General features: G+C 53.4%; 11 protein-coding genes and 1 pseudogene. 2 read left to right on the top strand and 10 right to left on the bottom strand.

Annotated features, from left to right (window positions below; all coding sequences use genetic code 11):
• Positions 1-25: 25 nt before the first annotated feature.
• Positions 26-1,279, top strand: coding sequence for a D-amino acid dehydrogenase (locus AC2TDA_RS20710; protein WP_480880669.1), 1,254 nt, complete (start codon positions 26-28; stop codon positions 1,277-1,279).
• Positions 1,280-1,718: 439 nt separating this feature from the next.
• Here the strand turns inward: AC2TDA_RS20710 and AC2TDA_RS20705 are convergent, their stop codons facing one another.
• The 4 genes from AC2TDA_RS20705 to AC2TDA_RS20690 form a co-directional block, all read right to left on the bottom strand.
• Entirely contained in the window at positions 1,719-2,924 is a 1,206-nt protein-coding gene (locus tag AC2TDA_RS20705; protein WP_480880668.1) for a M20 family metallopeptidase, read from the bottom strand.
• Between the two features lie 7 nt (positions 2,925-2,931).
• Complete coding sequence (locus AC2TDA_RS20700; protein WP_480850449.1) at positions 2,932-3,477, bottom strand: amino acid synthesis family protein; 546 nt, start codon at positions 3,475-3,477, stop codon at positions 2,932-2,934.
• A gap of 22 nt (positions 3,478-3,499) precedes the next feature.
• The gene (locus tag AC2TDA_RS20695) at positions 3,500-4,765 is read right to left on the bottom strand and encodes a pyridoxal phosphate-dependent decarboxylase family protein (protein WP_480880667.1); all 1,266 of its coding nucleotides are present in this window, start codon (positions 4,763-4,765) and stop codon (positions 3,500-3,502) included.
• Between the two features lie 1,556 nt (positions 4,766-6,321).
• The gene (locus AC2TDA_RS20690) at positions 6,322-6,606 is read right to left on the bottom strand and encodes a hypothetical protein (protein ID WP_480880666.1); all 285 of its coding nucleotides are present in this window, start codon (positions 6,604-6,606) and stop codon (positions 6,322-6,324) included.
• Between the two features lie 569 nt (positions 6,607-7,175).
• Between AC2TDA_RS20690 and AC2TDA_RS20685 the strand changes: the two genes are divergently transcribed.
• Positions 7,176-7,655: a luciferase domain-containing protein gene (locus AC2TDA_RS20685; protein WP_480880665.1), complete on the top strand. Its 480-nt coding sequence runs from the start codon at positions 7,176-7,178 to the stop codon at positions 7,653-7,655.
• Here the strand turns inward: AC2TDA_RS20685 and AC2TDA_RS20680 are convergent.
• From AC2TDA_RS20680 to AC2TDA_RS20655, 6 genes and pseudogenes are all read right to left on the bottom strand, one after another.
• Positions 7,615-8,325 (bottom strand): annotated as a pseudogene (locus AC2TDA_RS20680) (IS6 family transposase). The gene AC2TDA_RS20685 and the pseudogene AC2TDA_RS20680 overlap by 41 nt on opposite strands.
• Before the next feature lie 146 nt (positions 8,326-8,471).
• A complete protein-coding gene (locus AC2TDA_RS20675; RefSeq protein ID WP_480880663.1) occupies positions 8,472-8,990 on the bottom strand; it encodes a DUF3299 domain-containing protein in 519 nt (172 codons plus the stop codon).
• Positions 8,987-10,069, bottom strand: coding sequence for a hypothetical protein (locus AC2TDA_RS20670; protein WP_480880662.1), 1,083 nt, complete (start codon positions 10,067-10,069; stop codon positions 8,987-8,989). The genes AC2TDA_RS20675 and AC2TDA_RS20670 overlap by 4 nt, the downstream gene beginning before the upstream one ends.
• A 35-nt stretch (positions 10,070-10,104) precedes the next feature.
• Positions 10,105-11,358, bottom strand: coding sequence for an ABC transporter permease (locus tag AC2TDA_RS20665; protein ID WP_480880661.1), 1,254 nt, complete (start codon positions 11,356-11,358; stop codon positions 10,105-10,107).
• Positions 11,355-12,080 carry an ABC transporter ATP-binding protein gene (locus AC2TDA_RS20660; RefSeq protein ID WP_480880658.1) on the bottom strand — a complete coding sequence of 242 codons (726 nt, stop codon included), beginning with the start codon at positions 12,078-12,080 and terminating at the stop codon, positions 11,355-11,357. Before AC2TDA_RS20660 ends, AC2TDA_RS20665 begins: the two co-directional genes overlap by 4 nt.
• A gap of 2 nt (positions 12,081-12,082) precedes the next feature.
• Entirely contained in the window at positions 12,083-12,649 is a 567-nt protein-coding gene (locus AC2TDA_RS20655; RefSeq protein ID WP_480880657.1) for a DUF2796 domain-containing protein, read from the bottom strand.
• Between the last annotated feature and the right edge of the window lie 245 nt (positions 12,650-12,894).

The following is a 12,894-nucleotide window of genomic DNA, read 5'->3' as shown; positions in this document are numbered from 1 at the left end:
TTCGGGTCAGTGAAAGCTCAAGCGAATGAAAGTCATCGTACTCGGTGCGGGTGTCATCGGCGTCACCACAGCATATTATCTGGCAAAGCAGGGCGTTGATGTCACGGTCATTGACCGGCAGCGGGAAGCCGGTCTTGAAACAAGCTTTGCAAATGCTGGTGAGCTTTCATACGGAATGTCCTCCCCATGGGCCGCGCCGGGAATTCCCAAGAAAGCCATGAAATGGTTGGTCATGCGGCACCGGCCTTTGACAATCTGGCCCTTGCTCAGCCCGTCTATGTGGGCATGGGGATTGCAGATGCTGCGCAATAGCAACGAGGAATCCTATCGCATCAACAAAAGCCGCATGGTGCGGGTGTCGAGCTATAGCAGAGACGCGCTGACGGATCTGTTGAAAGACGTTCCAATCGATTTCGACCAGCGAAACCTCGGAACACTGCAACTGTTCCGGACCAAAAAACAGCTTGAGGCGTCAAAGGTTGATCAGGACGTACTTCGCGAATTTGACTCACCATTTGAAGTTCTGGATCGCGATGCCTGTATCGCCGCAGAACCGGGCTTGGCCAATGTCGCGGAGAAATTTGTAGGCGGTCTGCAGTTAACATCCGACCGCACCGGCGATTGCCGGAAATTCACCGCAGCCCTTGCGGCCGAAGCCGAGAAAATGGGTGCCAAGTTTCGGTACAATGAAACGATCAAGGGCTTCGAAACCCGAAACGATCAGATTTCATCCGTTCTGACCGAGAAGGACTCGTTTGAGGGTGATGGATTTGTCTGCTGCCTCGGCCCCTATTCCGCCGTCTTGCTGAAAGAACTGGACATTCATCTGCCGATCTATCCGGTGAAAGGCTATTCCATAACTCTGCCAGTGAAAGACTCGGCCGCAGCGCCGCAATCCACCATCATGGATGAGACCTATAAGGTCGCGTTGACACGGCTTGGCGACCGCATTCGCGTTGCTGGTCAGGCGGAAATCATCGGGTTCAACAAAAAGCTGGGCAAACACGCGACCGATGCGGTGCGCTATGTCGTCAATGATCTTTTCCCCGATGGCGGCGATCAGACAAAAATTGAAAATTGGACCGGGCTGCGTCCAATGACTCCGGACGGAACACCCGTATTGGGGCGCACTGAGTTCAAAAACCTTTTTCTGAACACTGGGCACGGAACTCTTGGATGGACAATGGCCTGTGGATCAAGTCGCGCGGTTGCGGACTTGGTCGTTGAACGCCAGCCTGACATTTCGTTCGAGGGGCTTGAGGCAAACCGATATGCATGAAATTGTCCTGAACTTTTTCCCCAGAGTTTCATCAGGCAACGGCAGTTGAAGATGGAAAGGAAACGGCGGCTGCTTGGAGTTTTGGTTGTTGCAGTCAGTGTCGCGGCAGCCAATTACTTCTACTACCGAGACAATTACCCGACCGCTTTCTTTTGCAAGTTCGGCCATTTGGCGGGCCTGCAGTTTGAGAAGGGGGAGTGCGAAAGGCACTCACCGTCTCGCTGAGTTGAAACCGGATCCAGTGTTTCCGCAACCTTGAGATCTGTCGACCAATTGCAGTGTAAATTTCGACTGCCGGTCAACTTGAACGCCAATAAATCAGCGACGGGTAACAGTGCCTAACTTACGAAACATATCCAACAGCGATCCGCGGTGTCTTGGTGCTGCTATTCGTCGTCAGGCATTTTATTCTGAAGTTGCGTCAGCTGCGAGACGCTGATTATACGCAAACTTGACTGAAAAAGCCGTTCACTTCGGTGCTCTTAAACCCGTTCAAAGACAAAACCGTTCTTAGATAAATTTCGGTCGCCTGCACCATTTCTTCCAGCTCAACATATTCATCCGTACTGTGCGCCTGTGCCAGATCCCCTGGGCCACAGATGACACAAGGAAACCCAAGGTTGGGAGCGTCGGTGCCACCAGGAAACGCGGTGATCTCGGGGTCGGTTTTAAGTGTTGCTTTGGCTGCGCCCGAAATTGCCTCGACGAGAGGTGAGGTCAACGGCACGTCCAGCGCTCGGGCCAGCAGGGTTGGACCGATAACTTCAGCCTGGAAATCTGGAATAGTCTTGCTCAACTCGGCCAAACGGGCACGATAGTCATTCAGAATATCATCGATGTCCTCGCCGGGTAGGAAGCGGCGATCCACCTCCATTTCACACTGATCTGGAATCCCAGAGGCGAATGTTCCACCACGGATGACGTTCATTGAAAACCGACCGCTACCGCACAAAGGATGAGATGGTCCTTTTTCTTGAAGCTCTGCGTTTAACCCCGACAGATGTTGAATGACTGCGCCCATATGCTCGACAGCGTTGACACCTTTCTCTGGCCGCGACGAATGTGTAGCCACACCGCGGGTGTAAATCTTGGCACATAGCTGGCCTTTGTGTGTCGGACAAATCGCCAGCTTCGATGGTTCTCCGATAATTCCAAAGTCCGCACTGGGGCCATTTTCACCCATCTCGGCAGAACCGGTCAGCAAATGCTCTTCATCGACGATTCCGGCGATAATCAAATCGCCCGGCAACTTGATGTCGTTCTCGCGCAGCATGCTGACGACTTCGATATAGCAGGCAAATGCGGCTTTCATGTCGCAAGATCCACGGCCCTTGATCCGGCCATCTTTCAGCTCTGCGTCAAACGCCGCCTCGTAACCTTCCGTTCCGACCGTATCCATGTGAGCGGCAAGCATGATGGTCGGTCCGCCGCCGGTTCCCTTCAGCCGACCCCAAACGTTCGGGCGACCCGGTGCAACCTGGCGCCACCCCGTCTCCATGCCCAGAGTGCGAAATCTGGACAGCAGATCATCTGACATCTCTTGTTCGCGGAAACCTTCCTGGGCGGCTTCATCAAATGGATTAACGCTTCGAATTCTGACCAGTTCAATAAGCGTTTGGGCAAGACGATCCCTGTCTGGAGTCATTGTGTCCTCAGATTGCAGCGCGTGTCTTTCCAACACGCGGATTGATTCGACCGCCATCGGCAAGCGCTATGACCATCATGATTTCATCAGGCCGGGGGCTGTCGGGAACAGCAATGCTGATTGCATCAAAATGATCGAACGACCAGGCATCATCTTTGTGGCCCAGCGGCACGTCCAATACTGTGCCAGCGGTCGCAATCTTTGCCGCTGATGGGATCAGTGCGGCTCCGCCACCAATTGGATCGCGCATGGCCTTTCCCAGCTTTGGGTGCAACATGGCGTGACCATGCTCGATATCACCGTTCACGCCTACGATAGCAGCCTTACCGTAAGATACTGCGGCCCGCGGCAAGTGGGGCAGGGCGGCCTGAACCAACCTTTCCCCAAGCAAGCCCCCGAACTCGAAGAGTTGGCTTAGATCATCCTGGAACGTGCCGGCGAAAGGGTTTGAGATCACACCCGCTGCCGCCACGCGCGTGACTTCGTCTGCATTAGGTTTCCCAGCTTCAGAGACTACGGTTTCCGCGTAAACAGCCAGCTTGCGAATTTCCATCACATACCCTCCCATGCGCACATCAATAGATGCCGTACACTTCTTCTTCACCCTTCGCCTTAAGCTCACCGGATTTTACGGCTTCGACCACTTCACGAAGATCTTTCAAGAAGTCATCAGCGATTTCGTGGTGATGGCAAGACAGCATCAGCAGAATGGCATCCGGTTTGCTACCGATGTTGATCGCCCATCCGCGATCCATCAGCCCATCCGCAATGGCAAGAATGTTCAGCCCGTCCGCCTTGAAGGCAAAGTGCGGCCCTTGGGGTGTTCCCAGGATTTCCAGCTCATCGATCGCGTTGATCCCGTTGCAGAACGCTTCGCGACCTTTGATAACGTTGCCGGTCACGCGCAGGAAACCCTCGCGGCCAAGATAGTTGAACACGGCCCAGGCCGAAGCAATCGGACCCGAATTGCGCGAGCCAGCGGTGTTCTTCGAATAGTAATCGCCCGCGTTCCAATTCGCGACCTCGAAACCCTGCCAGTTGACTAATTCCGCATCACGCAGAACCAGGATCGAACACCCGCGATAGCTATACCCGTATTTGTGGAAGTCGGCCGACATCGAGGTCACACCGGGTACAGAGAAGTCAAAGTTCGGGACGTCGTAACCCAGGTCTTTTGCGAACGGCAGCATGAAGCCACCGATACATGCGTCGACATGCATCCACAAATCGTGTTCCTGGGCGATTGCCGCGATCTCTTCAATCGGGTCAACAACGCCCAGAGGGAATGGCGGACAGGAGCCCACCAACATGATCGTGTTTTTATTGATGGCCGCTTTCATGCCAGCCACGTCAGCCCTGTAGTCGGGGCTTTTGTCCATCTGGATGACCTCGATCCCAAGGAAATGGCTCAGCTTGTTGAAAACGGCATAGGCCGACTGCGGCACGATGATATTGGGTTCCGTAATCCCTTTAAGCTCACGCGCACGGTCGCGCGCAGTTTTAAGTGCCAAAATGATGGATTCCGATCCACCTGTCGTGATAGTTGCCGCTGCATTTTCAGGGGCATGAAACAGCTCTTTCACCATCTCAATCACTTCGGTTTCGTATTTCCGAACCGATGGATGCAACCCAGTCTGGTGAACGACGTTGTCGCCGATATGTTTCACGAAAGCGTCTTTGGCAACTTCCGCCACATCACTTCCGCCATAGTAGGAGGCCGTCAGGTTTTTGAGAGAGAACCAATCCCAATCTCCAACCCGCGCCGCGTCCATCGCGTCGAGGATATCCTTGGCAGGTTTGCCAATTTGCGGGAAACCAATTTGATTACGGTGTTGAGACATGCGCTGCCCTCTTGATGATGTATCCATGAGTGGCTCTATTTGGTTGGTAGTCGCCAGAATCGTCAAACCGGAAGATTTTGGTCTTGGCCAAGTTTTTTTCAGCTTGAAAGAACCCTACGTTTTTCTTGCTTATTGGGGTCTGCGACTAATCTCCTCTGGTTTGGTTTGACTATTGATAGGTGAACCGCCGCTGATCGGACTGCGCCATGGCTACGAGATATTGGGATTTCTATTTCATCGACCTGCTTAATCACATTGCTATGAAGTGCTCGCGTCGACTTTCAGCGGTGATTTTCGCTTCAATTCTCAATCCATCGTTTTCGAAGTTTACGGTGGAGCAATTCAGGTTAGGCAGTCAGCGCTTCCACCATGCCTTCAAGCGCGGACAACTTGAGAGAGCGAGGCAGGTGCCACGAGCTTTGATAGTGTGAGATGAGGTGTAACTTTTTCGAAGGGGCTTAAGAGGAGCTACTTGTTAAAATTACAAGAAGGCAGGATTTGTGCTTGACGCCAATTGGTGCTTGGAAGTTAGATATTTGGGTGATGTAAGTCATTGTGTTTATTTGCGCATTGAGTTTGTCCAAATCGACAATAAGATATTGAAAAATAACAAAAGTAGCAATCCTCCTCGGTCCGCCACTTGGTAAATCTGTGTCAGGCGACACATAGTTCTGCCAACAGCGACAGAACCTTGCCATTTTCGCCTTACTTCCTTCATCCAGCACCTAGACCGATTTCAATGATCCTGACTTCCCTTTTGGGAAAATCTGGGCTGATTTGCAGATCAGACGCCGAAGGCGCCTGTTCCTGCTGATCTGCCACGTGGCGAACGCGGATGGAGGCTCTTCCTGAATGAACATATCGGTTTGTGGCCGTAGATGTAGAAACAGCAAATCGACAACACAGCAGTATTTGCCAAGTAGGATTGGCAATGGTGTCACCTGACGGAGATGTTGAGACGATCGATAATCCCATGCAGGTTGACGTTTGGACTTTCGAAGCCTTGTTCAGGGTCGACTAGTATATGCGAATAGATCATAGGTGACGGATCCACGCCCATTTCAATGAGAAACTCCAGAGTTTCGCCCTGGCTCATTTGTATGTCCGAGACTGCAAACGACGGGCATGTACCGCGGTTGGTCGTAATAGTGCTGATGCATACCGACGATGCTTCGTGCAGAGACGATCCGGTTTTCACCGCCAGCGAAGATGTAAGGGCAGCTTGAGACGCAAAACCCACCAGCAAGCACGGCCGTGGGCAGACCGGCGTCGCGAATGCTGCGGCCGATGTCCTGGGCCTCGCCGACTATCCCTCCTGGGCTGTGCAGGGCAATCAGGTCTGGAGCCCAATGAAACCGCCAGCACTACGCATCGACGGCAAGAGGCGCAGCATGTAACTCCAAAAAAATTTCGACTGAAACAGCGATTGAATATGCAACCGCGGCAAAGAACGAGACCGAGCCACTGGCTTCAAGCAAGGACGAAACATCAAGATAGGTATAAATGCCAGACGCGATGGCCAGCACGCCGAGCGCCGCCGGTGTAAAAGTACCAAGCTACGCAAGATGCCCTTCGAGCTCCTTCGCCGTGCGGAGCCCTTTTGCTTCTTCTGCAGTCAGTCGTCCGTTTTTCTCTACCCTAACCGTCCCCATAGTTTCAAAACAACATGTGAGCTCAACGCGTTGCATCCGCTTCTTGTATCCGGCTAAAGGCTTATGATCTTGCGCCAAATCAAGTTTCCATGGCGGCAACGTACGCGCGCCGTGGATATTCCTGCCTTTTCCAAAACAGAGGTGACACATGGACAAAATCTTCACATTGATAAACGCTAAACCTGTCATTCCTGCTTTTGATCCTGCTGTCCAGCCGACCTCAAACTGACGATAACCCTTGACACTTGATGTCTATGCCAATGCAGCGAATGTCGGGAAAGCAGGCTGCGATTGCAGCATCGGAACCCTCGGTTCAACGGCAGGAAAGGGCCGTTCGCTAAACTTTGCAAATTCCGCCATCTGGGCTTCGGCGTCTCCGAGGCAAATTGCAAACCAGTATGACTCCGCGAACATCCATATTGTGATGGGGCGGCGATCTTGTTGGGACACTGATGGCGATTGGTTGAGAATATGCGCCTTTTAAACAGGGCTTTGCCCTCTGCGAGCAGAGCGCGCATTCACCCACGGATTCATCTGCAAAAGGACACACCTTATAGGCCAACCTGGCAAATACTGTTCCTATGCCACCGTGCCATGCCTGCCGATACAAATGGGCGACGGTTGTTGCGGACAGAGTGAGTGGCGGCGAGCCCGCTGAGTTGCCAAACGCCCGAACGAACCGAACGCTCAGGAGGGTAAGGCAGGTCGTCGATTGTGGTTGCTTGCGGTGCTTCAACTTGTGAAAAAGGAAAACACATATGCAGACTTCCCAGAAAATTGCCGCCGTGCTTTTGCTGGGATGCATAGGCGTTTCCTCATTTGCGCAAAGCACGTCATTCCCGGAAAAAAATGCGCTGAGACCGCAAACCACAAATGGTGTTCCCCATGTTCAAATCGGCATTGAGGTCAATTCCGAGATTACCGAAGAACTGCTGCGGCGGGTGGGAGAATTTCCCGGCGTCACATTGGGTGCGACACGGGTCTCATTGCCAGGTGCAACTGGGTTTCATTTGAACCGGGACGTCAAGTTAGCGCGACCCGAGGCTATTGTCGGTGGCCGAGAGTTCGCACATGTACATCCAGATGGAAGTTTGCACGCATCGCTAGACCCGAATATTGCCCGATCAGCCATACAGGCCGGCTGGGGGTATCGCCAAATTGTTGAATGTCCGCCGTGGAAGCCTCTATTTCTTTGGATCAGGCGGTCATTTCTACTGCGTAATCCGCCCACAGGCTGAAGGCGTCGGATCGGGTTTGGCGGTATTGAGCGGCGGAGAGTTTGTGGCGATGTGGACGAAAGATTAGATTGATCTGGCCATGGGCGGAGAGGAATCTCTGAGCTTGTCGGGGCGATTTGAAGCGTCCGGCAATCTTTTCGCGCTGCCGAGTTGGTCTGTGCGAAACTTCAATTGAGTTATTGAGACCCTTATGTGCTCGATGATCCGCGTCTGGCACCAAAGCCTTTATCGGTTTGATGTAACTGCACAATTTGTCGGTGATCACAACGCGAGGTTGACCGAACCGCGCAATTAGCCGGTTCAGAAAACGCTTTGCCGCTCTGGCACTTCGTCTCGGTTGAACAAGAATATCCAGCACGTTCCCGTCCGCATCGATGGCTCGCCAAAGCCTGTGTTTCACGCCGCGGATTGAAATAACGACTTCATCAAGATGCCATTTATCTCGCGGTACCGGTCAGTCGCGCCTGATGCAGGTAGCGAAATGCCGGTCGAAACGATTGACCCAGAGCCGGATTGCTTCCCTGCTTACAAAAACACCCCGCTCCGCAAGCAAGTCTTCGACGTCCGAGGTGCTGAGGTTGAAACGATGATAGGCCCAGACAGCGTATGCGATGATTTCATGAGGGAAGCGAAAGCCTTTCAAACGGGGCATGCAAGTCACTTTGCTCATCGGCAACCGCTATCGCAACAGTGGTGCTGAATCAATTTGGTGATACCCGTCATTATCTTGACGTAACATGCCTCAAATCTGAGATCGCAAACTACGCGATGATCTCTCATATTTCTGGGCTCTATTTGGACCAATCTCCAAACAAGCTAGGAATATGGGTCAATCTTCTCAGCAACCAGCGAGTAGCCTACTTCGGCGAGTTGCGTGCTGGTTGCTGCTGTTCCAAACGTACCGACAACCCAAACCGGTTCAAACATGGATCGGTATTCGTACGGAGTTTCGGTGGTGATGAAAATCAGCTGGTTCGGCGGCGGTGGTGGCACATGTATACAAGCCCCGACATATGGTACCAGAAGCGCCGACTTTATTACTCGGTCTTCAACATCGAGCGGAACAAGGTAGCCGGGGATTCGCACGAGCTTGCCGTTGTATTCTGTGGTCAACTCGGCGGCTGTCTCCTGATCAAAGGGGGTGTTCAATTCACCGTGTTGAACTATGCCTTGCTTGCGCAGCCTTTCCATCGTCGCTCCGCCTGAGCCTGGCACAAGGTCGTCCCAGCCCAATTCGATTGGAGTAGTTTCCGCATGTATCGGGGTCGACATGACAGATAGAAATCCTGCAATTGTTGCCGATTGATACAGGAAATTCCTGCGTGTCTGTGTCATTTGAATACTCCGGTATCCGGTTTTTTACTTTCGATAACGTCCAATGATCCGGCCAAATCATCTGCCAAAGCGACGTATTGGCTCACTACCAGAACATCCAGCGGTGACGCCAACGCCCCATTACGGACAAGGTCCGAAAGAGCGTCGCGTTGTGACCAAACTCCGCGGGCCCCAAACTGCCGCGCAATCGCAGGAGCAAGTTGCGGTGACTGGCGCAAAACCTCCGCGACCGCATCCGCAATTGCTTCACGCATCGACGGGCCGCCAACCTGGCTGTGCAAGGCCAACGCTTCCACCACCGCTTCCTTTGAGGACTCTGGCAATTCCGGGTTGGTCAGATATGTCTGCGCCAGCGAATTTACCTGATCCGTTCCTTCCAATTCGATCAAAGCCGTTGCGTAGGCGCCCGTCAGACTGTTTTCGAACCAAACAGTTTGCTCCAACCCAAACGCCAGTCGCTCGCGAACATCATCTCCACCGCCCAAGCCCAAAAGTAGAATTCGGATTGCTCGAAGGTCACGCTGCGCAGGGTTGTCGAAGTCAGACAGTATCTTGGCCGTTTCAATCCGAAGTTCATGGGAGACCAGGAATCCGTAATCTGCTCGGTCCAACTCTCGAAGTGCAAGCCGCCGGACACCGCTGTCTGGATGGTTGAGATAGGCGGTAAAGGTCTGTAACCTGCTCAGGTCGTCACCAAGTTCCCAATCGGGTAAATGCGTCATGACAGAATTAAGAACAGGGCGCATGTCGTCATCGATAAAGGCAACCCGCAGCCAAGGACCATATGTGCCCTCTCGCGCAAAAAGGACATGCGCGTTGGGATCGACCTGGAGCCGCCTTCGGCTAAGACTATCTACTAAATGAGGTAACTCTATGCCTTCAGCACTTCCTTCGAGGGTTGTGACCACATTGTATCGAAACGGATCGTCCGGATGTTGCCGCGCGAGCACGACTTGTTCGCTTTCGATCAATCGATCAACCATAGTTGGTTGCGGGACGTAGTTGTGAAATCCGCAGGCCCCGGCACCTGAGGCGGCTCCGGCCACAATTACGGAAATCAGTGCGGCTATTCGAGTCATGAGCCCAATTTAGCCGCTTTCGGACTCGTACCAAATCACATTTTTACGGTCATGCCATCTGCCAAGGACATATGGTAAGCCCGTATTGCTGGCAGGAGGCTAACCACGGCAGAAGCTACTACAACCGCGCCCAAAATCAGCAACTCACGAGGAGACAAAAAGGTGATTGGGATGAAAAGGCCAAACGCACTGTCCAACCAAGGCTGCAAAACGGCAAGCCCCAGATAGAGCAGCAACACACCCAGAGCAGTCCCCTGGCAGGCCATCAAGACAGCCTCGATCATCAGCAATCCCATCACCGCCATAGGGCCAGCGCCCATTGCTCGCAGAATAGCCATTTCCCTACGGCGTGCATTCAGTCCGGAAAGAACCATCACCGCCATTCCCAGCAATGCGGTCACGACAACCATCGCTGACACGCCGATCAACGCACGCTCCGCTATGCCTACAATGCCCCAAAGCTCTTGCAGAGCCACACCAGGGAGAATGGCAAGCAGAGGTTCTTCTGGATACTCGTTGATGGCGCGCTGAACCGTGAATATCTGAAGTTTGGAATTTACGCCCAGCATGGCGGCTGTAATCGCCTTTGGCTGCAGATCCATATTCCGGATCACATCGACTGGCGTTGGACTTCCAGGTTTTTGCCCACCGCTTTGCCAGTCAACGTGGATGGCTTCGATAGCCTCCAAGCCCACAATCACAGTGCGATCGACCGGAGTTCCAGTCTTCTCCAAAATGCCTGATATTCGAAAAGGCGTATCCTCGTGTTCGCTGAAAGACGCGATCCCGTGCGCGACAACAATTGGGTCGCCGACCGCATAACCCAACTGTAGGGCTACGTCTGCGCCGACGACGGCGTCGAACAAATCGTTCATTTGCTCGCCTTTGTCGAAAGCAAGTGCGCGGTCGCCTCGGTATCTGTAACGCTCGAAATAATCTGGCGTCGTTCCCATGACGCGAAATTGACGGTGACTGTCACCCAGAGAAATCGGCACCGACCAGGCGATTTCGGGCCGCGAGGCGATATCCTGATAACTTTCCCAAGTCACATTGTTGGTGGCATTGCCAATGCGAAAGACCGAATAAAGAAGCAACTGAACGCCGCCCGAACGCGCTCCCATAATCAGATCGGTGCCCGATATCGTATCCGCGAAACTTGCCCGCGCTCCGGTTCTCAGCTTCTCCACCCCAAGGAACAATACGACGGACAAAGCGATGGCAAAGACCGTCAACCCTACAGTCAGAGCTCGACTTTTCAACGACAGAAAGGCCAACCTGATCAGTGTCATGAAGCGGCCATCCTTCGGGTCGCCGCCACTTCTTCTAGCCGGACCACGCGATCAAATCTTCCCGCCAACCGTTCGTCATGACTGACCATAATCAGGGTGCTACCGCACTGAGACACTTGACCGAAAAGCAAACTCAGAAACTCGTCTTGCGATCCCGCGTCCAACGCCGAAGTCGGCTCGTCTGCAACGATAATTTCAGGATGGCCGATCATTGCCCGCGCCACCGCAACACGCTGCTGCTGCCCCACGGACAAGGCGGAGGCTGGCATACTTGAAATAAGTTCCCCCGGCAGACCCAAAGTCGAGCACAGGGTCGTGGCGTCCTCGCGTGGATGGGCACATCTCTGTCGCCGCTTGGGAGAGAACCGGAGGGGGACCAATATATTGTCCAGTGCGCTGGCATAGGGCAGCAGATTGAACATCTGGAAAATGACACCGATCTGGTCTGCCCGCACACGGTCTCGCTGAGACGAACTCAAAGACGTCAAATCACGTCCCGCAATCCGAACAACCCCTTTCTGCGGCAGCGACACGCCGCATATCAGGCTGAGAAGAGTGGATTTTCCGGCACCGCTTTCTCCTAACAGCAGGATTTTTTCCGCTGTCTCAACACGGAAGTTTTCCACGGACATAGAAAACGTATCTTTGGGCCAGGAGAACGCGACATCCTTCAGACAAACGGCGCAATCGGCAGGTTCCTCTGCATCGGCACCGTTCTTCATGGTCAGAACATGCCCTTCAAATCGAGTGCAGGTGCCTTCCGCTCCACTTCGTGGGCGCTTGCTCCCTTGTCGGTGACGATCTGAACATTCAGTTCGCGGGCGTTGGGGAAACGTTCGAAATAGGCGAATTCGATACGATCGATTTCTTGCGGTGCCGCGCAGGTCAGGGTGTACTCGGCCCGGAATTCCGTGTGCTCCGCGCCTACTTCTTCGGCGTGTTCCTCGGTGCCATGATCGTCTTCGGCATGCTCATCAAGATGATCGCCTATCAAGGAAACATTGGCCGCCGTTACAGAGCACCCAGCACTTTCAGAAAGGACGAACAACTCCAACGGACGCGCCAAATCTGAAACAGCGGTTTCCACCGCCGTGCGATCTTCGGCGCTGTGAGCATGGTGTTCAAATCCAACAATGTCGGCACCCGGTGCTTCCAGCGATATGGCGACTTCGGAGCCCGAAACCGCGATCCCTAAGGTTCCAGCACCATGTTCATGAGCCTCCAGTGAGCGCTGTCGTTCAGCGGATACAGACATGGGAAGACAGGCGGCAACAATAAGCAAGCGTTTCAACGTTCAAGCTCCCATACGTCTGAGATATTGAGGCAATGATCATAAACAAGCGAGCTAACCGGTGCATGTCAAGAAAAGAGGGCTGTGACTACCTTCGCCACAAAAGTCGATTATATTGACAACCTGCTTAATACGGAAGCGGACGTTGACCTTTGGGCGTCTAACGGAAGGTTTGTTGGGTGTCTCGGTTTTCGAAGCCGACAGCAGGGAAGGGGCGGTATGAAATCTCACACGATAATCACGAG

The sequence above is a fragment of the Ruegeria sp. HKCCD6426 genome (assembly GCF_057221115.1).
This window is presented reverse-complemented; position numbering and strand designations above follow the sequence as displayed.